General features: G+C 71.7%; 20 protein-coding genes. 6 read left to right on the forward strand and 14 right to left on the reverse strand.

Annotated elements, in window-relative coordinates:
* The first annotated feature begins 99 nt into the window (after positions 1-99).
* Complete coding sequence (locus ACI7BZ_RS08070; protein ID WP_414116639.1) at positions 100-3615, forward strand: indolepyruvate ferredoxin oxidoreductase family protein; 3516 nt, start codon at positions 100-102, stop codon at positions 3613-3615.
* A 45-nt stretch (positions 3616-3660) separates the two neighbouring features.
* Here the strand turns inward: ACI7BZ_RS08070 and ACI7BZ_RS08075 are convergent, their stop codons facing one another.
* The 5 genes from ACI7BZ_RS08075 to ACI7BZ_RS08095 form a co-directional block, all read right to left on the reverse strand.
* Entirely contained in the window at positions 3661-4602 is a 942-nt protein-coding gene (locus tag ACI7BZ_RS08075; protein WP_414116640.1) for a prephenate/arogenate dehydrogenase family protein, read from the reverse strand.
* Positions 4599-5771, reverse strand: a complete 1173-nt coding sequence (gene hisC, locus ACI7BZ_RS08080) for a histidinol-phosphate transaminase (RefSeq protein ID WP_414116641.1) — start codon at positions 5769-5771, stop codon at positions 4599-4601. The genes ACI7BZ_RS08075 and hisC overlap by 4 nt, the downstream gene beginning before the upstream one ends.
* Positions 5772-5824: 53 nt before the next feature.
* A complete protein-coding gene (locus tag ACI7BZ_RS08085) occupies positions 5825-6673 on the reverse strand; it encodes a chorismate mutase (protein WP_414116642.1) in 849 nt (282 codons plus the stop codon).
* Between the two features lie 82 nt (positions 6674-6755).
* A complete protein-coding gene (locus ACI7BZ_RS08090; RefSeq protein WP_414116643.1) occupies positions 6756-7319 on the reverse strand; it encodes a hypothetical protein in 564 nt (187 codons plus the stop codon).
* A gap of 10 nt (positions 7320-7329) precedes the next feature.
* Positions 7330-7707 (reverse strand): VOC family protein, encoded by a 378-nt coding sequence (locus tag ACI7BZ_RS08095; protein ID WP_414116645.1) that lies wholly within the window; start codon positions 7705-7707, stop codon positions 7330-7332.
* 264 nt (positions 7708-7971) lie between these two features.
* Here ACI7BZ_RS08095 and ACI7BZ_RS08100 point away from each other — a divergent pair, with 264 nt between their 5' ends.
* On the forward strand, positions 7972-9087 hold the full coding sequence (locus ACI7BZ_RS08100; RefSeq protein WP_414116646.1) for a linear amide C-N hydrolase: 1116 nt from the start codon (positions 7972-7974) through the stop codon (positions 9085-9087).
* A 117-nt stretch (positions 9088-9204) separates the two neighbouring features.
* On the opposite strand, the gene rlmN is transcribed toward ACI7BZ_RS08100, so the two are convergent.
* Together rlmN and ACI7BZ_RS08110 are read right to left on the reverse strand one after the other, a co-directional pair.
* The gene (gene rlmN / locus ACI7BZ_RS08105) at positions 9205-10434 is read right to left on the reverse strand and encodes a dual-specificity RNA methyltransferase RlmN (protein WP_414116647.1); all 1230 of its coding nucleotides are present in this window, start codon (positions 10432-10434) and stop codon (positions 9205-9207) included.
* 225 nt (positions 10435-10659) lie between these two features.
* Positions 10660-11181, reverse strand: coding sequence for an invasion associated locus B family protein (locus ACI7BZ_RS08110; RefSeq protein ID WP_414116648.1), 522 nt, complete (start codon positions 11179-11181; stop codon positions 10660-10662).
* Between the two features lie 445 nt (positions 11182-11626).
* Between ACI7BZ_RS08110 and ACI7BZ_RS08115 the strand changes: the two genes are divergently transcribed.
* Positions 11627-12604, forward strand: a complete 978-nt coding sequence (locus tag ACI7BZ_RS08115) for an NADPH:quinone oxidoreductase family protein (protein WP_414116649.1) — start codon at positions 11627-11629, stop codon at positions 12602-12604.
* 22 nt (positions 12605-12626) lie between these two features.
* Here the strand turns inward: ACI7BZ_RS08115 and ACI7BZ_RS08120 are convergent, their stop codons facing one another.
* The 4 genes from ACI7BZ_RS08120 to ACI7BZ_RS08135 all read right to left on the reverse strand — a co-directional run bounded on the left by ACI7BZ_RS08120 (position 12627) and on the right by ACI7BZ_RS08135 (position 16087).
* On the reverse strand, positions 12627-13031 hold the full coding sequence (locus ACI7BZ_RS08120; protein ID WP_414116650.1) for a YkvA family protein: 405 nt from the start codon (positions 13029-13031) through the stop codon (positions 12627-12629).
* Positions 13032-13114: 83 nt separating this feature from the next.
* The gene (thpR, locus tag ACI7BZ_RS08125) at positions 13115-13648 is read right to left on the reverse strand and encodes an RNA 2',3'-cyclic phosphodiesterase (RefSeq protein ID WP_414116651.1); all 534 of its coding nucleotides are present in this window, start codon (positions 13646-13648) and stop codon (positions 13115-13117) included.
* Positions 13649-13895: 247 nt separating this feature from the next.
* Positions 13896-15434 carry a DUF3300 domain-containing protein gene (locus ACI7BZ_RS08130; protein WP_414116652.1) on the reverse strand — a complete coding sequence of 513 codons (1539 nt, stop codon included), beginning with the start codon at positions 15432-15434 and terminating at the stop codon, positions 13896-13898.
* Positions 15435-15595: 161 nt separating this feature from the next.
* Positions 15596-16087, reverse strand: coding sequence for a GyrI-like domain-containing protein (locus tag ACI7BZ_RS08135; protein WP_414116653.1), 492 nt, complete (start codon positions 16085-16087; stop codon positions 15596-15598).
* Positions 16088-16597: 510 nt separating this feature from the next.
* Between ACI7BZ_RS08135 and dapF the strand changes: the two genes are divergently transcribed.
* From dapF to ftsY, 3 genes are read left to right on the forward strand one after another with little or no spacing between them, the layout of a single operon-like run.
* Positions 16598-17455, forward strand: coding sequence for a diaminopimelate epimerase (dapF, locus tag ACI7BZ_RS08140; RefSeq protein ID WP_414116654.1), 858 nt, complete (start codon positions 16598-16600; stop codon positions 17453-17455).
* Positions 17455-18765, forward strand: a complete 1311-nt coding sequence (gene mtaB / locus ACI7BZ_RS08145; RefSeq protein ID WP_414116655.1) for a tRNA (N(6)-L-threonylcarbamoyladenosine(37)-C(2))-methylthiotransferase MtaB — start codon at positions 17455-17457, stop codon at positions 18763-18765. Before dapF ends, mtaB begins: the two co-directional genes overlap by 1 nt.
* A gap of 28 nt (positions 18766-18793) precedes the next feature.
* Positions 18794-20077 carry a signal recognition particle-docking protein FtsY gene (gene ftsY / locus ACI7BZ_RS08150; RefSeq protein WP_414116656.1) on the forward strand — a complete coding sequence of 428 codons (1284 nt, stop codon included), beginning with the start codon at positions 18794-18796 and terminating at the stop codon, positions 20075-20077.
* A gap of 77 nt (positions 20078-20154) precedes the next feature.
* Here the strand turns inward: ftsY and ACI7BZ_RS08155 are convergent, their stop codons facing one another.
* The 3 genes from ACI7BZ_RS08155 to ACI7BZ_RS08165 are packed head-to-tail and all read right to left on the reverse strand — an operon-like array spanning position 20155 to position 22504.
* Entirely contained in the window at positions 20155-21018 is an 864-nt protein-coding gene (locus ACI7BZ_RS08155) for an SAM-dependent methyltransferase (protein ID WP_414116658.1), read from the reverse strand.
* Positions 21015-22067, reverse strand: coding sequence for a glycosyltransferase family 4 protein (locus ACI7BZ_RS08160; protein ID WP_414116659.1), 1053 nt, complete (start codon positions 22065-22067; stop codon positions 21015-21017). The genes ACI7BZ_RS08155 and ACI7BZ_RS08160 overlap by 4 nt, the downstream gene beginning before the upstream one ends.
* Positions 22064-22504: a 6-pyruvoyl trahydropterin synthase family protein gene (locus ACI7BZ_RS08165; RefSeq protein ID WP_414116660.1), complete on the reverse strand. Its 441-nt coding sequence runs from the start codon at positions 22502-22504 to the stop codon at positions 22064-22066. The genes ACI7BZ_RS08160 and ACI7BZ_RS08165 overlap by 4 nt, the downstream gene beginning before the upstream one ends.
* Positions 22505-22510: the final 6 nt, after the last annotated feature.

Below are 22510 nucleotides of genomic sequence, written 5' to 3' on the forward strand. Positions count from 1 at the left end.
GCCCAGCTTTTGAGCAATTTCGTTTCACTTTGAGTTGGAACAACGAAATTGCGGGGTGCAACACTCCGTGTCAGCCTTAGGTCGAACGGCTGCGACGGTTTGCCCCGACCCCAGCCGTGCCGGCCGGAGGCGCCCATGGCTCTGAAGCCCGTATCTCTCGACGACAAATACGACCTCGCCCAGGAGCGCATCTTCGTCTCGGGCACGCAGGCGCTGGTGCGCCTCGCCCTGATGCAGAAGGAGCGCGACCGCCGCGCCGGCCTCAACACCGCCGGCTACGTCACCGGCTATCGCGGCTCGCCGCTGGGCGGGCTCGACCAGCAGTTCCTGCGCGCCGAGAAGATCCTCAAGGCCAACGACATCAAGTTCCAGTCCGGCCTGAACGAGGATCTGGCCGCCACCGCCTTGTGGGGCGCCCAGCAGGCGGAGCTGCGGGGCGAGGGCCGGTATGACGGCGTGTTCGGCCTCTGGTACGGCAAGGGGCCGGGGGTGGACCGCTCCGGCGACGTGTTCCGCCACGCCAACAATGCCGGCACCTCCCGCCACGGCGGCGTGATCGCGCTGATGGGCGACGACCACACCTGCGAATCCTCCACCACCGCCCACCAGAGCGAATTCCATTTCGTGGACGTGATGATCCCGGTGCTGAACCCCGCCGGCGTGCAGGAGATCATCGACTACGGCCTCTACGGCTGGGCCCTCTCCCGCTTCTCCGGCGCCTGGGTGGGCCTGAAGGCGGTGAAGGACACCATCGAGTCCACCGGCATCGTGGACGGGCGGCTGGACCGGGTGCGCATCGAGCCGGCGCTGGGCTTTTCGATGCCCCCCGGCGGGCTCAACATCCGCCTCGGCGACACCCCGCTGGCGCAGGAGGAGCGCCTGCAGGAGTACAAGCGCGACGCCGTGCTGCACTTCCTGCGCGCCAATCGTCTCAATCGATTCATAACCTCCGGCGGCGCGCGCCCGCGCATCGGCATCGCCACCGTGGGCAAGTCCTATCTCGACGTGCGCCTCGCGCTGGATGAACTCGGCATCGACGAGGTGCGCGCCAACGATCTCGGCCTGCGCATCTGGAAGGTGGCGTGCCCCTGGCCGCTGGATACGCACGGGCTGGTGGAGTTCGCCCGCGGCCTCGACCTCATCATGGTGGTTGAGGAGAAGCGCTCCCTCATCGAGGTGCAGGTCCGCGAGGAGCTCTACGGCACCGCCAACCAGCCCGTCTGCATCGGCAAGAAAGACGAGGAGGGGCGCTGGCTGTTCCCGGTGAAGGGCGCGCTGGACCCCAACGACATCGCCATCCAGCTCGGCAAGCGCCTCATCGCCTATGGCCATATCCCCGACATCGCGGAACGCGTGGCAAAGCTGGAGGAGGCCCAGCGGGTGCTCGCCGCCACTACGGACGTGGCCACCCGCATCCCCTATTTCTGCTCCGGCTGCCCGCACAACACGTCCACCAAGGTGCCGGAGGGCATGCGCGCCTATGCCGGCATCGGCTGCCATTACATGGTGCAATGGATGGACCGGGAGACCACCGGCTTCACCCAGATGGGCGGGGAGGGGGCCAACTGGATCGGCGAGGCCTCCTTCTCCAAGCGGGCCCATGTGTTCCAGAATCTGGGCGACGGCACCTACAACCATTCGGGCTATCTCGCCCTGCGCGCCGCCTGCGCCGCCAAGGTGAACGTCACCTACAAGATCCTGTTCAACGATGCGGTGGCCATGACCGGCGGCCAGCGCCACGATGGCGACCTCACCGTCCCGGTCATCGCCCGGCAGGTGGCGGCGGAAGGGGTGGAGCGGGTGGTCGTGGTCACCGACGAGCCCGGCAAATATGCGCCCGGCACCCACTGGCCGGCCGGCCTCACCATCCACCACCGGGACGAGCTGGACGCGGTGCAGCGGGAGCTGGCGGCCATCCCCGGCGTCACCGTGCTGATCTATGACCAGACCTGCGCCTCGGAAAAGCGGCGCCGCAGGAAGCGCGGCCAGTTTCCCGACCCCGACCGGCGCGTGCTCATCAACGAGCGCGTCTGCGAGGGCTGCGGCGATTGCGGGGTGAAGTCCAATTGCGTCTCCGTGCAGCCGCTGGAAACCGAGTGGGGCCGCAAGCGCGAGATCGACCAGTCGTCCTGCAACAAGGACTTCTCCTGCGTGAACGGCTTCTGCCCCTCCTTCGTCACCGTGCACGGCGCCAAGCCGAAAAAGAGCGCCGGGGCGGCGGCGGGCGCGGACAATTGGCCTGATCTGCCGGAGCCGGCGCATCCTGAGATCCATGGCACCTACGGCATCATCGCCACCGGCGTGGGCGGCACCGGCGTGGTCACCATCGGCGCCATCCTCGGCATGGCGGCGCATCTGGAAGGCAAGGCCTGCGGCATGATCGACATGGCCGGCCTCGCCCAGAAGGGCGGCGCGGTCTACAGCCACATCCGCCTCGCCAACGATCCCGCCGACATCACCGCCATCCGCGTGCCGGCCCGCGGGGCGGACGTGGTGCTGGGCGGCGACCTGGTGGTGGCCGGCACCAAGAAGGTGCTGGCGGCGGTGAAGCCGGGCCAGACCATCTGCGTGGTGAACACCCACGAGGTGCTGCCGGGCGACTTCACCCGCAATGCGGACTATTCCCTGCCCACCGAGCGCATCAAGCGCACCATCCGCGACCTCGTGGGCGAGGGGCAGACCCATTTCATCGAGGCCAGCCGCCTGGCCCAGGCGCTGTTCGGCAACGCTCTGGCGCAGAACATCTTCATGGTGGGCTATGCCTATCAGTTCGGCGCCCTGCCGCTCTCCGCCGCCGCCATCGAAAAGGCCATCGAGATGAACGGCGAGGCGGTGGCCATGAACACGGCCGCCTTCCTGTGGGGGCGCAGAGCCGCCCATGATCCGGCGGCGGTGGAGGCCATCGCCGCGCCAAAGGACGGGGCGGCCAGCGATGCCCGCCGGCTGTCGCAAAGCCTCGACGAGATCATCGCCCGCCGCGTGGCCGACCTGACGGCCTATCAGGATGCGGCCTATGCGGAGCGCTATCGCGCGCTGGTGGAGACGGTGCGCGCCGCCGAGGCCGCCCGGGCGCCGGGGCGCGGGGGGCTTGCCGAGGCGGTGGCGAAAAACCTCTACAAGCTCATGGCCTACAAGGACGAATTCGAGATCTCGCGGCTTTATGCCGACGGCGCCTTCCTCGCCCAGGCCCATGCGGCCTTCGACGGGGACCTGACGTTCGCCTTCCATCTCGCCCCGCCTCTCCTCGTGCGCCGCGATCCGGTGACGGGCGAGGCGAAGAAGCTGACGCTGGGGCCGTGGGTGCTGCGGGTCTTCGCCCTGCTGGCGAAGCTGAAGGGCCTGCGCGGCACCCCCTTCAACCCGTTCGGCTACACCGCCGAGCGGCGGACCGAGCGGGCGCTGATCGTCGCCTATGAGGCGCGGATGGCGCAAGTGCTGTCGCGCCTCGACGGCTCGAACCACGCGCTGGCGGTGGCCATCGCCTCCATTCCCGAGAAGATCCGCGGCTTCGGCCATGTGAAGGACCGGCACCTGGAGGCGGCGCGGGCGGAGGAGGCCGATCTCCTCGCCCGCTTCCTCGCCCCGCCGGAGCAGCCGGCGGTGGCGGCGGAGTAGGGCGTGGGGAAAGGCGGCGGACGGGGCGGCCTCGCGGCGCCCCCCTCAGCTGTCCTCGTGCTTCGGCTTTTCCGCCGCGCGCCGGCCGAAATCGGGGGCGGCGGTTTCCTGGCCCTGCTCGATGATGGAGCGGCGGATGGCGCGGGTGCGGCTGAAATGCTCGAACAGCGTGTCCCCGTCGCCATAGCGGATGGCGCGCTGCAGGGCGGTCAGGTCCTCGGTGAAGCGGCCCAGCATCTCCAGCACCGCCTCGCGATTGTAGAGGAACACGTCGCGCCACATGGTGGGGTCGGACGCGGCGATGCGGGTGAAGTCGCGGAAGCCGCCGGCGGAGAATTTGATCACCTCGGAGGTCAGCGTCTCCTCCAGGTGCGCCGCCGTGCCCACGATGTTGTAGGCGATGAGGTGGGGCACGTGGCTGGTGATGGCCAGCACCAGATCGTGGTGCTGCGCGCTCATGGTTTCCACATTGGCCCCGGCGGCGCGCCACAGGCCGACGATGCGCGCCACGGCGGCGGCATCGGCCCCCTCCGGCGGCGTCACGATGCACCAGCGGTTTTCGAACAGGCTGGCGAAGCCGGCGTCGGGGCCGGAAAATTCCGTGCCCGCCACCGGGTGCGCCGGCACCAGATGGGCATGGGCCGGCACGTAAGGCGACATGGCCTCCAGCACCGCGCCCTTCACCGAGCCCACGTCGGAGAGGATGGCGCCCGGCTTCAGCTGCGGGCCCACCTGCGCCGCCACCGCGCCGGAGGCGCCCACCGGCACGCAGACCACCACGATGTCGGCATCCTGCGCCGCCTGCGCCGCGCTTTCGGTGACCAGATCGGCGAAGCCGAGGGCGCGCACCCGCTCGCACACGGCGGGGTCCGCATCGGCCACCGCCAGGGTGCCGGCCAGATGCTTCTCCCGCGCCGCGCGGGCGAGGGAGGAGCCGATGAGGCCCGCCCCGATGACGGCGAGGCGGGGAACCAGGGGGCGGATCACTTTGCAGGGCTCCCGGCAGAATCCCCGGCGCTTCCCGCCATGAAGGCGGCGAGGGCCTCCACCACCAGCCGGTTGGCCTCCTCGGAGCCCACCGTCAGGCGCAGGCTGTTGGGCAGGCCGTAGGAGGCCACCATCCGCAGCACCAGGCCGCGGCGCGTGAGGAAGACGTCCGCCTCCTTCGCGGTGCGGCCGGGGGTATCGGGAAAATGGATGAGCAGGAAATTGGCCACCGAGGGCGTCACCTTCAGCCCCAGCCCCTCGATGCGGGTGGTGAGCCAGGGCAGCCACTGGGCATTGTGGGCCACCGCCTTCTCCACATGGGCCGCATCGGCAATGGCGGCGGCGCCGGCCAGCAGCGCCGGGGTGTTCATGTTGAACGGGCCGCGGATGCGGTTCATGGCGTCGATCACAGGGGCGGGCCCCACCGCCCAGCCGATGCGCAGGGCCGCAAGGCCATGGATCTTGGAGAAGGTGCGGGTCATCAGCACATTCTCGGCGGTCAGCGCCAGTTCCAGCCCGGTCTCGTAGTCGTTGCGGCGCACATATTCCGCATAGGCCGCATCCAGCACCAGCAGCACGTGGGCGGGAAGCCCCGCATGCAGGCGCTTCACCTCGTCGAACGGCAGGTAGGTGCCGGTGGGGTTGTTGGGGTTGGCGAGGAAGACGAGGCGCGTGCGCGCCGTCACCCGCGCCAGTATGGCGTCCACGTCGGCCGTCAGCTCGCGCTCGGGCGCCACCACGGGGGTGCCGCCGGCGGCGAGGGTGGCGATCTTGTAGACGAGGAAGCCGTGGGCGCTGAAGATGGCCTCGTCGCCGGGCCCCACATAGGTGTGGGCCACGAGGTTCAGGATCTCGTCGGAGCCGGCGCCGCAGATGATGCGGGCGGGGTCGAGCCCATAGGCCTTGGCGATGGCCTCGCGCAGCACGGTGGCGGAGCCGTCGGGATAATCCTCCAGCCGGCGGCCGGCGGCGGTGAAGGCGGCAACCGCCTTCTCGCTCGGGCCGAGGGGGGTTTCGTTGGAGGAGAGCTTGAAGACCTTCTCCACCCCGGGCGCGTGGCTCTTGCCGGGGACATAGGCCTCGATGGCGAGCACGCCGGGCCGGGGCTCGGGGCGGCCGCCGGCTGGGCGTTCCTCGGCCGGGGTGGGGTCTTTCGGCATGGCGGACATTGACGCTACTCCAGAAATCCAAGGTCGCGGCCGTCCGGCGGCCGCCTGTGCCCCTATCCTGCGGTGCTCACCCGGTAGAGGGCGGCGTGGCTGCCCACCTCGGTGAGCGCGCGGATGCCGGCACCGGCCTCCGCGAGGGCGGCGGTGATTTTCTCCACCGCATGGCCGGGGGGCAGGGAGACGAGAAGCGCGGCGCCGTCGAGGGCCTCGTCGGGGGCCACCACCACCTCGGCGCAGGCGGGGATGGCGCGGCCGGCGGCGGCGCTCCATCCCGTCACGCGCAGGGAATAGACGCGCACCTCGCGCACCGCCGCGTCGTTGATGGGGTGGGACACCACGAACACCGGCAGGCCGGCGGGGTGGTCCGCCCGCTCCACGAACGGCAGGCGGGCGATGATCTTGGGGGCGCCGGCCGCCTCCAGCGCCGTCCACCACGGATCGCCGCCCGAGGGCGAGGGCGCGGCGGCGATGAGGCCGAGGTCGCCGGTGGAGAGGGCCACAGCGTCGATCACCCCGCGCGCGCCCATGTGGGGCACGAACGGCACGGTGAAGCCGAAATGGAAGCGGGCGCTGTCGCGCATGGCCGGCTCGCCCACGGCGAGGTCGGCATGCACCGCATAAGGCGCCTGCACATAGGTGAAGGTGGCGATGATGACGCGCCAGATGCTCTCCACCGTGTCGAGGGGCAAAAGGCCGTGATGGCGCTCCACCAGGCGGCGCATCATGTCGGCCTCGCGGGCGGGGCGGAAGGCGGAGCCCTCGGAGCCCGCGGCGCGCTTCACCGCCACGAGACGGTCGATGATCTCGCTGCGCTCCATCAGGAGGCGGTGCATGGCCGCGTCGATGCGGTCGATTTCGGCCCGCAGGTCGGCGAGGGAGGGCGGGGGAAGGGGCTGGGTCATGGTGTTTGCGCTCGGTGGCGAGCCTTAGCGGCAATGGGGCCGAGAATCAAAGGATTGTTCGGCGGGGGCGGGCGCCGGCGGCTCACGGCGAAGGGGGCGGCGGGCCCGGTTGGGCGCCCGGCTGCGGCAGTTGGCCCGGACCGGGTGCCGCATGGGGCGCCGGCAGCGGCTGGTGTCGCGCGCGCTCCGCCGGCGGGCGCAGGATGGGCTTGAAGAAGCCGGCGGTGGAGCCGGCCACCAGCCAGTAGGTGAGCCCGGCCGCCAGCCCCGCGGCGATCACGTAGAACGGGTCCGAGGCCACGCCCGGCGCGGTCTGCGACGGGGCGAGGAGCTGGGCGCCGATCCAGGCCGAGACCACGCCGTTGGCGGCGTGGAACATCCAGGAGCGCACGGCGAACAGCTCCGAGAACAGGATGCCCACCGCCGCCACCAGCCACATGAGCGAGAGCAGCACCACCAGCACCGTCACCGCCGTGACGATGGCCACGAAGACGCCCACCGCCGCCTCGTCCGGCTGCGTCGTCTCGAACAGGGTGCCGATGCGCCATTCCCCCGCCAGGATCACCACCGCCGCGGCGATCACCGCCGCCAGATAACCCAGGGGAACCAAAAGGAAGCGCAGCAGCAGGCGGGCGAGGTTGTCCATTGTCGTCCCGTCACTCCGGCAGGTGGCAGACGGCTTCCACGTTGAGCCCGTCGGGGTCGAATACGAAGGCCCCGTAATAATCGGGGTGGTAATGGGGCCGCAGCGCCGGCGCGCCATTGTCGCGTCCCCCGGCGGCGATGGCGGCGGCATAGAAGGCGTCCACTGCCGCGCGGTCCTTGGCCGCGAAGGCGATGTGCAGGTGGCCGGTGGAGGTCGGCGCATCGCCGATCCAGAAGTCCGGCTTGCCCGCGCCGAAGCCGATGTAGGAATGACCGCCGGGCGGGCTGATCTCCATCACGATGCCATAGCCCAGGGGCGCCAGCGCGGCCAGGTAGAAGGCGCGCGAGCGCGCCACGTCGTTCACCGAGATCCCTACATGGTCCAGCACGACACCCCCCTTTGCGCCACAAGCCGCAGCGCGCTTCGGTTCGGATCACACAGTCTCTAGAGCACGCGCCGATCCGCTCAAATTGTTTCAATTTGAGCGGATCGCGCTCTAGCATCGCCATGTGATCGGAATCGGGCCGGTTCCTCAAGTGCCCGCCGGACGCCGCATGGTGGGGTCCCACGAAAATTGCAACGGCATCGCTCCATGCCGCGCGAGAAGCTGCGACAAGGAGCGGGTGCAGGGTCAAACGGAAGCGACACGCCCATGAAAAAGCAGCTGAAGCGTATGTGTGCCGCCGTCTGCTCCGCCGTTCTGGCGGCGCCGATCGTTTTTTCCGGCCCGGCCGCGGCCTGCACCTCGTTCCTGCTGGGGACGACGGACGGCGGCTTCGTCTATGGCCGCACCATGGAATTCAGCCTGCCGTTCCAGTCGCAGGCGCTGGTGATCCCGCGCAACCTCGCCATCACCGGCACCGGCCCCACGGGCGAGGCGGGCACAGGTCTGCCCTGGACCACCCGCTACGGCGCGGTCGGCCTCAACGGCCTTGGCCTGCCGGTGTTGATCGACGGCATGAACGAGAAGGGCCTGGCCGGCGGCATGCTCTATCTGCCGGGGGTCGCCGGCTTCCAGGAAGTGGCGCCCGGCGAGGCGAAGACCTCCATCGCCTCGTTCGAGATGCTCACCTACGTGCTCACCAGCTTCGCCACCGTGGCGGAGGTGAAGGCGGCCCTGCCCAAGATCAAGGTGAACCGCGCACCCCAGTCGGTGTTCAAGATGCCGGTGCCGGTGCACATGACCCTGCACGACGCCAGCGGCGCCAGCCTGGTGGTGGAATATGTGGGCGGCGTGCTGACCCTGCACGACAACCCCACCACCGTGCTCACCAATGCGCCGACCTTCGACTGGCAGATCGCCAATCTCGGCCAGTATGTGAACCTCTCGCCGGTCGAGCCGAAGCCGATCCAGGTGGGCGGGCTCACCCTCGGCACGCCGAGCACCGGCGGCGGCCTGCACGGACTGCCAGGCGACATGCTCTCGCCCTCGCGCTTCGTGCGGGCGTTCCTGTTCACCCGCAACGCCCCGAAGGCACCCAATGGCGCGGCCGGCGTCACCACCGCCTTCCACATCCTCAACAATTTCGACATTCCGCCGGGCGCCGTGGTGACCAGCGCGGGGTCGGCGGCCGGCGGCGGCGTCTCCGGCTACGAAACCACCGAGTGGATCGTGGCGGCCGACCTCAAGGGCGGGCGCTACCACTTCGTCATCTACGACAATCCCGCCCGGCAGGTGATCGACATCTCCAGGCTGGACCTCGACGCCAAGGCGATGAAGTCCTTCCCCATCGACCGCACCGTGCCGCCGCTGGAAATCGGCCGCTGAGGCGGGGCGGCCCGGGCCCGCACCGCGGCGCGGTTCCCCGGTGGGAGGCGCGTGCTCTATCCTGAAGTTAGAGGGCGATTCACCGATCAGGTTGATTCAACCTGATCGGATCAGGCTCTAGTCCTCCTGGGCCATCATGGCGCGGTAGGCGAGGCGCTCGCGGGCGGTGAGCTTCTCGCTCTCGCTCTTCAGCTGGCCGCAGGCGGCGAGGATGTCGCGCCCGCGCGGCGTGCGCACCGGGCTCGCATAGCCGGCGCGGAACACGATGTCCGAGAAGCGCTCGATGGTTTCCCAGTCGGAGCACTCATATTGCGTGCCCGGCCAGGGATTGAACGGGATGAGGTTGATCTTGGCCGGCACCCCTTCCAAGAGCTTCACCAGCGCCCTGGCGTCGGCGGGGCTGTCGTTCACCCCCTTCAGCATCACATATTCGAAGGTGATGCGCTTGGCGTTGGAGGCGGCCGGATAGGTGCGGCAGGCCTCCATCAATTCCTTGATGGGATACTTTTTGTTGATGGGCACCAGCACGTCGCGCAGGTCGTCGCGCACCGCGTGCAGCGAGATGGCCAGCATGGGACCCACCTCGGCGCCGAGGCGGCCGATCTCCGGCACCACGCCGGAGGTGGACACGGTGATGCGCCGCTTGCCGAGGCCGAGGCCGTCGCCATCCGACAGGATCTCGATGGCCTCCGCCACGCTGTCATAGGCATAGAGCGGCTCGCCCATGCCCATGAAGACGATGTTGGTGACGAGCCGGTCGCCTTCCGTGGGCAGGCCCGGCCCCACCGCGCGGTCGCGCCCGGGATAGTCGCCCAGACGGTCGCGGGCCACCATCACCTGGGCCACGATCTCGGCGGCCGTGAGGTTGCGCACCAGGCGCTGGGTGCCGGTGTGGCAGAAGGAGCAGTTGAGGGTGCAACCCACCTGGGAGGACACGCACAGGGTGCCCCGGTCGCTCTCGGGGATGTAGACGGTCTCGATGTCGTGGGGCTTCTCGCCGGGCAGATCGGCGGGGAAGCGCAGCAGCCATTTGCGGGTGCCGTCCTGCGACACCTGCTCCAGCACGATTTCCGGCCGCGCCAGCGTGTAGGCGGCCTCAAGGTCGGCACGCAGGTGCTTGGAGACGTTGGTCATCTCCGCAAAGTCGGTGGCGCCGCGCAGATAGATCCAGTGCCAGAGCTGGTTGATCCGCATCCGCCGCTCGGAGCCCCTCACGCCGATGGCATCAAGGGCCGCGCCGAGCCGCTCCCGGTCGAGCCCCACCAGGGAGGAGCGCGCGGCGGCGGGCGCCGGGCCGGGGTGGGGGCGCGGGGCAGGATCGGAGGCGGGTTCGGGCGTCGGCATCATGGCATGACACATAATGCCTTGTGCGCCGGCTTGCCACGGGGAGATTTGCGGGGCAGTCCCGCCGGGCGCGCTGACCCCCGGCGGGTGCGTTCGTCCCCGCATCCGCCGGCGCGGGTGCACGGGCGGAATGCGGTTTCAGGCGGAGGCCCCGGCCGGCGGCGTCGGAGGGGCTGCCTCAGGCGCACGCTCAGGCGGTCACGCTCAGGTGGTCACCCTCTCAGGCGGTCACTTGCACTCCTGCGCCACCCGGTCGAGGGCCTGGCCGATGCCGCTCAGGGAGTATTTGTCGGTGGTCGGGTTGCCGCGCAGGGAGGTGGAGACCACGGTGAGGTCCCGTCCCTTGCGCATGGCGTCCACGAGCCTGGCCTCGTCCGCCACGTTGCGCACCCAGGCGCCCTCGTTCTTGGTGTAGAGCTGGAGGCTCATGGAGCCCACGGTGAGCGTCGCGTCGGAGCCTTCCTTCAGGGGAAAGCCGACGGTGATGGTCACCTCATTCTTCACATTCTCGCCCGGGCGGGTGGAGACGAAGAAATAGGCCGGGTCACGCTTCAGCCCCTCGGGCGCGCGGCTCTTCGGCTGGGAGATGGCGTAGCACACCTTCGGGCTGGCGGTGGAGACGTAGACGCTCCAGTCCCCGAACTGCGCCACCGAGCGCGACTGGGGCTGTCCCTGGGCGGCCGCGGGGACCGCGACGGAGCAGGCGAGGAACACGCCCAGGAGCATCGGATGGACATGATGAAGCGTCATGGCTTCTCCTATTCACTGGGGCCCTGGAGTGCGCGCCCGTCTGCCTGCAGCGCAGGCCGGCCGAACATGCATTCTCCTTCTACCCTCCGGGACGAACGTGCCCGTCAGGGGTTACGCCCTGGCGGGGTCCGGCTTCGGCGGCGGGCCCGCAACGGCGTAGCTGGCACTGCGTCGCCTAACGGCGCAGGCGGTCAAAAAAATGGCGGGCAGGTCTTGCGTTTTCCTAAACCAAACGCTCCGCTCCGCTCAATGCGCAGGGTCAATCCTGCGGGGCGATTTCCTGTTTCTGCACGCTTTTGCGGGGAAAGGAACCTTCGGGTACAGGGCACTAGGCGCGCCTTGCGGCCGCCCCCTTGCGCCTGCGGGCGACAATATGGACCGGCAGCCGCGTGCCGATAAGGTTAATTTTTGGTCATTCGCACCCCAACAGTGAGAAGGCAGCTCGATGAAAGCGGTCATGTGCGTGCGCCACGCCCCGCCGGAGGCCCTGGAGATCCACGACCTGCCGGAACCGGCCCCCGGCCCGGGGCAGGTGGTGGTGGAGATTGCGGCGGTGGGCCTCAATTTCTCCGACACGCTCATCATCCGCGATCTCTACCAGGTGAAGCCGCCGCTGCCCTTCTCCCCCGGCGCGGAATTTTCCGGCCATGTGGCGGCGCTGGGGGCCGGTGTGGAGGGCTTCGCCGTGGGCGAGCGGGTGTGCGGCTATGTCACTTCCGGCGCGGCGCGCCAGCGGGTGGCGGTGGCGGCCGAATTTCTCGCCCGGGTGCCGGACGACCTCGACCTGGTGAAGGCCGCGGGGCTCATCGTCACCTACGGCACCGCTCTCTATGCCCTGCGCGAGCGCGGCGAACTGAAGCCGGGCGAGAGCCTTGCGGTGCTCGGCGCCGCGGGCGGCGTGGGGCTGGCGGCGGTGGAGCTGGGGCGCATCATGGGCGCGCGCATCCTCGCCTGCGCCTCCTCTCCCGAAAAGGTGGCCTTCGCCATGGCCCATGGCGCCGACGCCGGCTTCGACTATGCGCAAGGCGACCTGAAGGGGGCGCTGAAGGCGTTCGGCGGCCAGGCCGGCCTCGATGTGGTCTACGACCCGGTGGGGGGCGAGATGGCGGAGCAGGCGCTGCGCGCCCTCGGCAACCTCGGCCGCTTTCTGGTGGTGGGCTTCGCCGCGGGCGAGATTCCCAAGATTCCGCTCAACCTTTTGTTGCTGAAGAATTGCGATGCGCGGGGCATCGCCTTCGGCGCGCAGGCGCGCAGCAATCCCGCATGGCTGCGCGACGCCATCGGCGAATTGATGGGCCATGCCCGGGACGGGCGGATTTCCGCCCATGTGGATGCCACCTTCCCACTGGAGCGCTGCGCCGAGGCCCTCGGCGAGATCGCCGGCCGCCGGGTGAAGGGCAAGGTGGTGCTCACCACCGGGTGATGGCGCGCGCGGACCCTCGGCCTCAGTCGCGGCCGTGGCGCAGTTGCTCCAGCGCGTCGCGGGCCGCCGCATGGTGGCGCGGGTGCACGTGGCTGGAGAGCAGGCGCATGGCCGCCATCAGCACCGCCGCATCGTCGGTGAAGCCGACGAGGGGAAAGAGGTCCGGCGCGAAATCCACCGGCAGCACGAAATAGGCAAGGGCACCCAGCAGCGTCGCGCGCACCTTCAGGGGCGTCTCGCGGTCGAGGGCGGCGTAATAGGAGGCGGTGGCCTCCTGCGCGAAGGGAATGCGCGCCGCCGTGCCCTGCAGCTTGCGCCAGAAGCCGCGGCGCACGCTCTCTTCGTCGCGGGCGGCCTGGGCGCGCTCCGATTGGGAAAGCCCCTCCGTTTCGGGCGAGGCGGGGCCGGCGGTGGACGTGGTGCTCATGGCCATGAGATGGGAAGTGCCCAAGCGGCCCGCAAGGCCGCGCTTCTCAGGGTTCTTCGGCCCGCAAGGCGGGCGGGGCCGCCTCACAGCAAGGGGTAGGCGGCTTCCACCAGATAGGGGCCGCCGCCCACGGAATCGCGTGAGGAGAACAGGACGAAGCGCGGCACCTTGAAGCTGGGGCTGCGATAGGGCCCCCGGGTCGCCAGATAATCGGCCACCTGCCGGGAAGAGGCGTCGCGCAGCCGGGCGAGGGTGACGTGGGGCTTGTAGTTGCGCCCCTCGGCGCCGAGGCCGAGCCGCTGCATCAGCCGTTCCTGCTCGGCGTGCAGCTCCATGAGGGCGGGGTTGGACCGGACGGCGGCGAACACGGCGCGGGGCTTGTGGCCGCCGAACTGGTCGAGCCCGTCCAGCATGAGATCGAAGGCGGGGCGGCGCACCTGGCCCAGCATCAGCATGATGTCGCGCCCGGTGGCGTCGTCCACGTCGCCCACGAAGCGCAGGGTCACGTGGTAGTTCTCCGGGTCGATCCAGCGGGCGCCGGACAGGCCGCCGCGCAGCAACGACAGGCCGGTCCCCACTTCGCGGGGGATCTCGATGGCGGTGAACAGTCGCGGCATGGGTCCCTCCGCGATGGGGTCGGCCAAGTCCCGCCGCTGCGCCGGAAACATATGCCGCCCGGCGCGCGGCTGGACCCTAGTGAAGGAGATTCGCGCGGAGAAGGGAAGTGGTGCCGGCTTCCCTGTGCGGCGACGCGGCCGGCGCCGGCCGTCCGGTCACGGAAAAGGGGAAGCCCGCAGCTGTCGCGGCGGGCCTCGGCTTTGCAGGGACGCCGCCGGCGCAAGGCCGTGGCGGCGTCGGATGGGGTCAGCGGTTCCCGCGGTTCCCACGCTGGGGCTGAGCCCGCTGCTGCGGTCGCGCCCGCTGCTGCGGCCGGGCCTGCTGCTTGGGCCGGGCCTGCTGCTGGGGCCGGGCGCGCTGCTGGGGCCGGGCCTGCTGGGCACGGTTGCGCGTGTTCTGCGCATTGGGGCGGTTGCCCGAGCCGGGGCGGTTCTGCCCCGCGTTCGGACGCTGCCCCTGCGGCCGGTTGCCGGCACCGGGGCGCTGCCCCGCGCCGGGACCACCGGGCGTGCCGGGCTGGCCGACACCGGGACCACCGGGACCACCGGGACGACCCGGGCCACCGGGCCCGCCGGGCGCACCAGGCTGGCCGACGCCGGGCCCACCCGGACGACCGGGACCACCCGGCCCACCGGGGCCACCAGGCTGGCCGATGCCGCCGGGACCACCCGGACGACCCGGGCCACCGGGACCACCGGGACGGCCCGGCCCGCCGGGGCCGCCGGGGCCACCCGGAAGGCCGATGCCGGGCCCACCAGGCCCGCCCGGGCCACCGGGACCGCCGGGACGGCCCGGGCCACCGGGTCCACCGGGACGGTTGGGCCAGCCGGCGCCGGGCGGACGGGCGCCGGGCGGACGCACGCCGCCGGGCGGCGGGCCGGGACGCCACGGTCCGGGTCCCCATGCCGGCGGACGCGTGCCGGGACCCCAGCCCCAGTGGGGCGGGCGGTTCCAGCGGGGCGGCACGACCCACACCGAGTTCCAGCCCCGGTTGTTCCAGCCCCAATTGTTGTTCCAGGCCGAGCCCACCAGTACCGCGGTGCCGAACAGAAGGGCGCCGGTGGCGACGGTGGTGAAGACGGTGGAGCTGTCGTAGGTGGGAACGTAGATGCGCTCGGGATTGGCCGGCGCGATATAGATGGTGCGCTGGCCGCCTTCCTCGCGGGTGGTCACCACCTGCTGCTCGGTGGTCTTCAGGTTGCCGACGCTCTCGGCCTTGGCACGCAGCATCTGGATGGTGGTGGACACGTCCTGCGGCTGGGTGGCGAAGGCCAGGCCGATGGATTCGGCCCATTCCATGTGGTCGTGAAGCATGCGCACCACGTCCGGGAAGCGCGCCAGCGCCTTCACCGACGAATCCCAGGCCTTGGCGTCCACCTCGGCGAAGTTGCGGGCCTGCACCAGGCGCGGGTTGGCCTCGATCCAGTTGTAGGCGTCCACCAACTGCTCGGGGAACAGGGTGGCCGGGAACATGACCGCCAGCAGCGGATCGGGATAGAGCGCCACCGGGCCGAGGATATATTCAAGCTCGGTGAGGGTGTAGGCCGGGCCGTCCATTCCCGGCCCCGCCTGTGCGGCGGCGGGCGCGGGCTGGCCGGCGGGAGTCTGGCCGGGGGCTGCCTGGCCGGCCGCGGGGGCGGGCGCAGCCTGCGGCGCGGTTTGCGGCGCGGGCGGCACCGGGGGCTGCTCGGGCGGGGCGCTCTGGGCCGGCGGCGCCGCCGGCGGGGTCTGTGCGAGCACCGGATAGACCGCTGTGGACCAGCCGAAGACGGCCGCCACGGCCACGCGGGACCAGTTCCCCGCGCGACCTCTCACGCATGTCGCTACTGATAAACCTGCCATCAGGCTCTCCTAACCCTGCGCCGCACCCCTGCGTGCGATCCAGGCACTGCTTCCCCCGGTGCGGAGCTGCCGCACCTGCCATCCGGTCCTTGCGGGCCGGCGCGCTACGGCACCGGCACCAGGATATCGATCACCAGCGCCTCGGGGGCGGCGGTGGCGAGATCGGTGCGGTACTGCTCGATGTAGAGCTCGTTCTGCTCCACGTTCTTGTCGTCGAGATAGTTGGCGATCTGCTCGTAGGTGTTGTCCATGTCGGCGAACGAGCCGTTATGGGTGAACTTCAGCGCCTTGCCCGCGTGCGACCCGCTGAGCTTCATGCCACCCTGCGGCTTCTGGGTGGTGGTGCCGGAAAACGGTACCTGCACTTCATAGTCGAAGCCCAGGTCGTCGCCGGTGGTGTAGACGACGAACACATTCCCCGTGCGTGTGAGGCCGAGCCGCTTCAGCTCCGCCTCCACCTGCTTCTGGGTGGCCACCAGCTTGTCGTAGGCCTCCTCCCACGAGGCGTTGCCCGAAAGCGTGAGCACGGGGACGGGCGACAGGGTGATCTCCTCCCCGGCGAAGGGCTTGTCCGGCGTGACACGAACGGTGCCCACGCCCTTTGGTTCCAGCGGCTCGGCAGCGCCCGCGGGGGCGGCGGGAGACTGGGCGGGCGTTTGGGCCGGGGCGGGCGCGGGGGCCGCGGCGGCGGGAGGCGCAGGAGCGGGTGCCGGCTGGGCCCACGCGGGATGGAGCGCCAGCAGGCCGAAAGACGCCAAAGCGGCCCGCAGGAGCGCCGCGCGCTCCCCTTTCGGGCTTCCCCACCGCAACCCGGACATGTCCCCTCCTCCGATGCACCGCCGCAGCGATGGTGTCATCTCTAGCATGTTCTTCCGCACCAGGAAGGCGGCAGTGGGACGGGTTTGCGGCGGTTTGCGCCCCATCCCCCGGTGCCGCCGGGGCCGGGGCGGGGGTGGCGCGCGGGGCGGATCGGCGCCATATAGAGCGGCGCGTCCGCGCGCCCGCCGCGGCTCCGCATCCGGGGCCAAAGAACATCCGGGGCGAAGGCCTCCCGGGGCACACACCACCCCGGGGCGTTTCGCCCGCCACCGAAGAACCTGCCGCCGATGAACCCGCTCGCCCATCGCCCCTTCGTGAAGATGAACGGCCTCGGCAACGAAATTCTCGTGCTGGACCTGCGCGCCGACCCGGTGGAGGTGCCGCCCGCCGCGGCGCGGGCGCTGGCGCGTCCCGGCGTGCTGCCGTTCGACCAGGCCATGGTGCTTTATCCGCCGCGCCAGCCGGACACGCGGGCCTTCGTGCGCATCCTCAATTCCGACGGCTCCTTCTCCTCCGCCTGCGGCAACGGCACCCGCTGCATCGCCGCGCTGGAGGCGCAGGCCACCGGCAATCCGCACGTGCGCTTCGAGAGCGAGGCCGGCCTGCTGGAATGCCTGGTGCTGCCCGATGGCCGGGTGCGGGTGGACATGGGCCCGCCGCGCTTCGCCTGGCGGGACATTCCCCTTGCCCGCGACGTGGGCGACACCCGCGCCGTCTTCCTCCCCGGCTTCGAGGGGCTGGGGGCGGCCTGCCTGCTCTCCATGGGCAATCCCCATGCGGTCTTCTTCGTGGAGGATGCCGGCGCCATGGACGTGGCGGGGCTCGGCGCGGCGCTGGAGCGCCACCCCCTGTTTCCCGAGCGCGCCAACATCTCCTTCGCCAGCCTGCTCGCGCCCGCGCACATCCTGCTGCAGGTGTGGGAGCGCGGCGCCGGGCGCACCCGCGCCTGCGGCACCGCCGCCTGCGCCACCGCCGTGGCCGCCGCCGCCACCCACCGCACCGGCCGCGCCGTGACGGTGACGCTGCCGGGCGGCGACCTCGACATCAAGTGGCGCGAGGATGATTCCCACGTGCTCATGACCGGCCCGGTGACGCACGAATTTTCCGGCACCCTCACCGCCGCCATGCTGGAGGAGGCCGCCTGATGGCGGCGGCCCCGGCCGGGGACGGGCGAACCGACGGCGCGCCGGCCGGCCCGGCGCGCGCCCTCAGCTTCGGCTGCCGGCTCAATGCGCTGGAAGGCGACGCCCTCACCCGCGCCGCCGCCGCCGCGGGGCTGGAGCGAACCCTGGTGGTGAATACCTGCGCCGTCACGGCGGAAGCGGTGCGCCAGGCCCGCCAGGCCATCCGCCGCGCGCGGCGGGACGACCCCGGCCTGCGCATCGTGGTCACCGGCTGCGCCGCGCAGACCGAGCCCGAAACCTTCGCCCGCATGGCGGAGGTGGACCTGGTGCTGGGCAATGCCGGCAAGGCCGACCCCGCCACCTGGGCCGGCGCCCGCGCCGCGCTGGATTTCGGCCTCGGGGCGCAGGAGAAGGTGCGCCTCCAGGACATCATGGCGGTGCGCGAGGCCACCCCGCACCTTGCCGACCGCTTCGAGGGCCACACCCGCGCCTTCGTGGAGGTGCAGAACGGCTGCGACCACCGCTGCACCTTCTGCATCATCCCCTTCGGCCGGGGCCGCTCGCGCTCCGTGCCCATGGGCGGCGTGGTGGCGCAGGTGCGCCGGCTGGTGGAAGGCGGCCACCGCGAGGTGGTGCTCACCGGCGTGGACCTCACCGCCTATGGCGCCGATTTGCCCGGCACGCCCAGCCTCGGCCGGCTGGTCACGGCGGTGCTGCGCGGCGTGCCGGACCTGCCGCGGCTGCGCCTGTCCTCCATCGACGCAGTGGAGGCGGATGCCGAGCTGATGCGGGCGCTGGCGCAGGAGGAACGGCTGATGCCCCACCTCCACCTCTCCCTCCAGGCCGGCGACGACCTCATCCTGAAGCGCATGAAGCGCCGGCATTCGCGGGCGCAGGCGCTGGCCTTCATCGCCGATCTGCGCCGGGCGCGGCCGGATGTGGTGCTGGGGGCGGACATCATCGCCGGCTTTCCCACCGAGACCGAGGCGCAGGCCCGCGCCACCCGCGCCTTCGTGGAGGAGGCGGGGCTGGCCTTCCTGCATGTCTTCCCCTTTTCGGCCCGCCCGGGCACGGCGGCGGCGCGCATGCCGCAGCTCGCCCCCGCCTGCGTGGCGGCGCGCGCGCAGCGCCTGCGCGAAACCGGGGCGGAGCTGCTGCGCCGGCACCTCGCCGCGCAGGTGGGGCAGCGCCGCGCCGTTCTGGTGGAAGCCGGCGGGCGTGGCCACACGGAGCATTTCACGCCGGTGCGCCTGCAGCGCCCGGCCGAGCGCGGCACCCTTGCGCCGCTGCGCATCGCCGGGCACGACGGTGCGCGGCTGATCGCGGCGTGACCCCTCTTTCAGGAACGGCAGGCACCCCATGAGCCAAGAGGACCCCAAGGACCCCAGGGACCCGAACCGCGACCGCCCGGCGGACGCCCCGAAGAAGAAGCGCGGCTTCTGGGGCTGGCTCGCCGGCGGCGCCGAGGACCCGGGCCCGGCGGCGCCTGCCGATCCGGCCGCCGTTCCTGGCGATACCCCCGCTCCTGGCGATGCCGCCGCGCCGGAACCGCCGCCGGCCGAGGCCGCGCCTGCCGTTATGGAGGTCCCCGCCGAAATCGCCGTGGCGCCCGAGGCCGAACCGCCGGCGGAGCTTCCGCCCGCGCCCGAGGCGCCGGTTCCCGAAGTTCCCGCCCCCGAAGTTCCCGCCCCCGCCGCAGCGGAGCCGGCACCGGCGCCGGTGGCGAAAGGCTTCTGGAGCCGCCTGGCCTCCGGCCTCGCGCGCACCGCCTCCAGCCTCGGCCAGGGCATCACCGATCTGGTCACCAAGCGCAAGCTCGACGCCGAGACGCTGGAGGACCTGGAGGACATCCTGATCCGCGCCGATCTCGGCACCGAGACGGCGGCCCGCATCGTCGCGGCGGTGGCCAAGGGCCGGCACGACAAGATGATCGAGCCCAGCGAGGTGAAGGGCCTGATTGCCGCCGAGGTGGAGGCCATCCTTGCCCCGGTGGCCCGGCCGCTGGTGGTGGATGCCGCCGCCCGGCCCTTCGTGGTGCTCATGGTGGGGGTGAACGGATCGGGCAAGACCACCACCATCGGCAAGCTCGCGTCGCAATGGGTGGGCGAGGGGCGCAAGGTGGTGCTGGCCGCCGGCGATACCTTCCGCGCCGCCGCCATCGAGCAACTGAAGGTGTGGGGCGCCCGCACCGGCGCCACCGTCATCGCCCGCGAGCAGGGGGCGGATGCGGCGGGCGTCGCCCACGACGCCCTGAACGAGGCGCGCGCGGCGGGCGCCGACATTTTGATGGTGGACACCGCCGGCCGCCTGCAGAACCGCGCCGAGCTGATGGCAGAGCTGGAAAAGGTGGTGCGCGTCATCCGCAAGCTGGAGCCCACCGCCCCCCATGCGGTGCTCCTGGTGCTGGACGCCACCGTGGGCCAGAACGCCCTCTCGCAGGTGGAGGCCTTCACCCGCATCGCCGGGGTCACCGGCCTTGTCATGACCAAGCTGGACGGCACGGCGCGCGGCGGCATCCTCGTGGCCATCGCCGCCAGGCACAAGCTGCCGGTGCACCTCATCGGCGTGGGCGAGGCGGCGGAGGATCTCCAGCCCTTCACCGCCGCCGAGTTCGCAAGGGCCATCGCCGGTCTGGAGCGGTGAAGCGCCCGCCGGCCGGCTGAGCCGGGGCGGGGGGCGACCTTCGCCCCCGCCGCCCGGGTGGTAGCTAGGTCCGGGCCTCAGCCCTTCGGCACGGCCAGAAGGTCCAGGTGGCCGATGATGCAGGCCTGCGCGCCGGCCCGCGCTTGCGCCCAGTCGTCGGCGGTGGTGCCATCCACATGCCCGGCCGCGCGCGCGGCCTCGGCGGTGCCGGCGGCAAGCTGCGCCATCAGGGCGCCGTCCTGCGGCCCCAGCCGCCACGGGCTTTCGGCGCAGCTCACCCCATAGCCCGCCTGGTCCAGCGCCGCGGCGAGGATGGCGGCCGCGTCCGGCCCGGCGGCGGGGCCGAAGCCCTTGTCGGTGGCCTGGTGGGCGCGGAAGCCGGCGGCGATGGCCGCGTCCGCCGGGTGCTGCGGGGTCCAGCTGTCCCGCCCGTCGCAGGTGAGCGCCCCGTGGACGAGCACGCCGCTGCCCGCCAGCGCCGCGGCGAACCGCCCGCACCAATGGGCCGACACCAGATCGTAGAAGGCCGAGGCCGTCACCAGCTGCGGCCGGTGGGCCAGGGGCGCGGCGGGATCGGCGGCAAGGTCGGCGCGGGCGAATTCAACCGTCACCTCGCGGCCGGGAAGGGCCAGCACCAGGGCCTGTCCCTCAGCGCGCCAGCCCTGCGCGAACGCCGCCAGCTGCGCCCGCGCCGGGCCTTCCAGGGCGCCGTCATGGTCCAGCAGCGTCCAGTGCTGGCGCGGGCCGAGGCGCGGGGCGAGGGCGCGCAGGCTGGAGCCGGTGCCGGCGCCCAGATCGACGATGCGCACCACCTTCTGGCCGGCGAGATGGCGGGCCAGTTCCGCCTCCAGCGCGCCATTGCGGGCGCGGTGGTCCGCCGCTTCGCGCAGGGCCAGCCAGCCGGCGGAGAAGGTGGCGGCGGGGGCAGGGGTGGCGCTCAAGCCGCCACCCGTTCGAGCACACGGCGGATGGTGGCGGCGGTATCGGCCCAGGATGGCAGCGCCTGCCCGGCGGCGAAGGCGCCGTCGGCGAGGCTGCGGCGCAGCTCCCGGTCGGTGATCAGGCGGCGCAGCGCGGCGGCGAGGGCCGGGGCATCGCCCGGCGGCACCTTCAGCCCGGCTCCGTCCGGCACCGTCTCCCCCGCCGCGCCGCCGGTGGTGCAGACCACCGGCAGGCCGCGGCGGATGGCTTCCGCCAGCACCATGCCGTAGCCCTCATAGAGGGCCGGATGCACCATGATGTCGGCCTGCGCATAGGCGCGTTCCAGCGCGGCGGCATCGAGCCGCCCCAGAAGGCGGATATTGTCCCGCGGCCATGCGGCGACGCGGCGGGCGATCCTTGCCGCGGTGGCCGGGTCGAGGTCGGGGGTGCCGACGATGGCGAGGCTGAAGGCGAGATCGTCCAAGAGGGCCAGGGCGTCCAGCAGCACGTCATAGCCCTTGCGCGGGGTCAACGAGCCCACGGCGACGAGGCGGGGCGGCTCTGCGTCGGCTGGCACCCGGGCGGCGGGCTCGGTGCCGGGCACCGCCAGCGTCATCCGGTGCGCGGGCACGTCGTAGCGCTCCCGCAGCATGCGCCAGGTCTCGGGGCTGATGGCGATGATGGCGTCGCAGACGCTGAGCGCCGCCCGCTCGCTCTCCCACAATTGCTGCGCCAGCTGCGGATCAAGCCCGGTCTCCAGCGCCAGGGGATGGTGGCACAGGGCGACGAGGGGGCGGCCGATGCCGGCGAGCCCCGCCGCCGGCAAGGCGCCCAGGGCGAGCCCGTCGGCCAGCAGCACCGTGCCCGGCGCCGTGGCGGCGAGGGTTTCAAGGGCCGCGGCAACTTGCGCGGGCGTCGGGACGGGAAAGCCGCCGTCGAGCCGCAGCGCGGCGATTTCGAGCCCGGCGGCGGACAGCTCCGCGATCATCCGGCGGTCATAGGCATAGCCGCCGCTCGGTGTTCCGATGTCGCCGGGATGAACGAAGGCGACCCGCAGGGGCCGGCTCACGCCTGCACCTGCACGCGGGCGCCGGGGCCGGCGGCACCTTCGAGGGGGGCTTCGTACCAGGCCCGCGCCACGTGGGATTCGTGCAGCATCACCCGGATGCGGGCCAGCGCCTCGCTGCCCGCCCCCAGCGCACCGGCGCGCGCCGCCGCGGCCATGCGATCGAACACATGGCGGCACAGCACTTCCGTGGTGGTGTTGCGGCCGGCGAATTCGGGCAGGTCGTCGAGGTTGCGGTAATTGAGGGGGCCGAGCACCCCCTTCAGCGCCTCGTGGGCGCGGGCGATGTCCACCACCACGCCCTCGTCCGTCAGCTCGGCGCGAAAGAAGGCCACGTCCACCACGAAGGTGGCGCCGTGCAGCGCCTGGGCCGGGCCGAACAGCGCGCCCCGGAAGCTGTGGGCGATCATGATGTGGTCCCGCACTTCCACCGCATACATGGCCTT

It is taken from the genome of Xanthobacter sp. AM11 (assembly GCF_047444035.1).
Lineage (GTDB): Bacteria > Pseudomonadota > Alphaproteobacteria > Rhizobiales > Xanthobacteraceae > Xanthobacter.

Excerpts from the sequence above, each read along its gene's own strand:
- hisC (WP_414116641.1), bottom strand. The coding sequence starts at position 5,771 with ATGTCCGCCATGCCGAAAGACCCCACCCCGGCCGAGGAACGCCCAGCC.
- ACI7BZ_RS08085 (WP_414116642.1), bottom strand. The coding sequence starts at position 6,673 with ATGACCCAGCCCCTTCCCCCGCCCTCCCTCGCCGACCTGCGGGCCGAA.
- ACI7BZ_RS08090 (WP_414116643.1), bottom strand. The coding sequence starts at position 7,319 with ATGGACAACCTCGCCCGCCTGCTGCTGCGCTTCCTTTTGGTTCCCCTG.
- ACI7BZ_RS08100 (WP_414116646.1), top strand. The coding sequence starts at position 7,972 with ATGAAAAAGCAGCTGAAGCGTATGTGTGCCGCCGTCTGCTCCGCCGTT.
- rlmN (WP_414116647.1), bottom strand. The coding sequence starts at position 10,434 with ATGATGCCGACGCCCGAACCCGCCTCCGATCCTGCCCCGCGCCCCCAC.
- ACI7BZ_RS08110 (WP_414116648.1), bottom strand. The coding sequence starts at position 11,181 with ATGACGCTTCATCATGTCCATCCGATGCTCCTGGGCGTGTTCCTCGCC.
- ACI7BZ_RS08115 (WP_414116649.1), top strand. The coding sequence starts at position 11,627 with ATGAAAGCGGTCATGTGCGTGCGCCACGCCCCGCCGGAGGCCCTGGAG.
- ACI7BZ_RS08120 (WP_414116650.1), bottom strand. The coding sequence starts at position 13,031 with ATGAGCACCACGTCCACCGCCGGCCCCGCCTCGCCCGAAACGGAGGGG.
- thpR (WP_414116651.1), bottom strand. The coding sequence starts at position 13,648 with ATGCCGCGACTGTTCACCGCCATCGAGATCCCCCGCGAAGTGGGGACC.
- dapF (WP_414116654.1), top strand. The coding sequence starts at position 16,598 with ATGAACCCGCTCGCCCATCGCCCCTTCGTGAAGATGAACGGCCTCGGC.
- mtaB (WP_414116655.1), top strand. The coding sequence starts at position 17,455 with ATGGCGGCGGCCCCGGCCGGGGACGGGCGAACCGACGGCGCGCCGGCC.
- ftsY (WP_414116656.1), top strand. The coding sequence starts at position 18,794 with ATGAGCCAAGAGGACCCCAAGGACCCCAGGGACCCGAACCGCGACCGC.
- ACI7BZ_RS08165 (WP_414116660.1), bottom strand. The coding sequence starts at position 22,504 with ATGTATGCGGTGGAAGTGCGGGACCACATCATGATCGCCCACAGCTTC.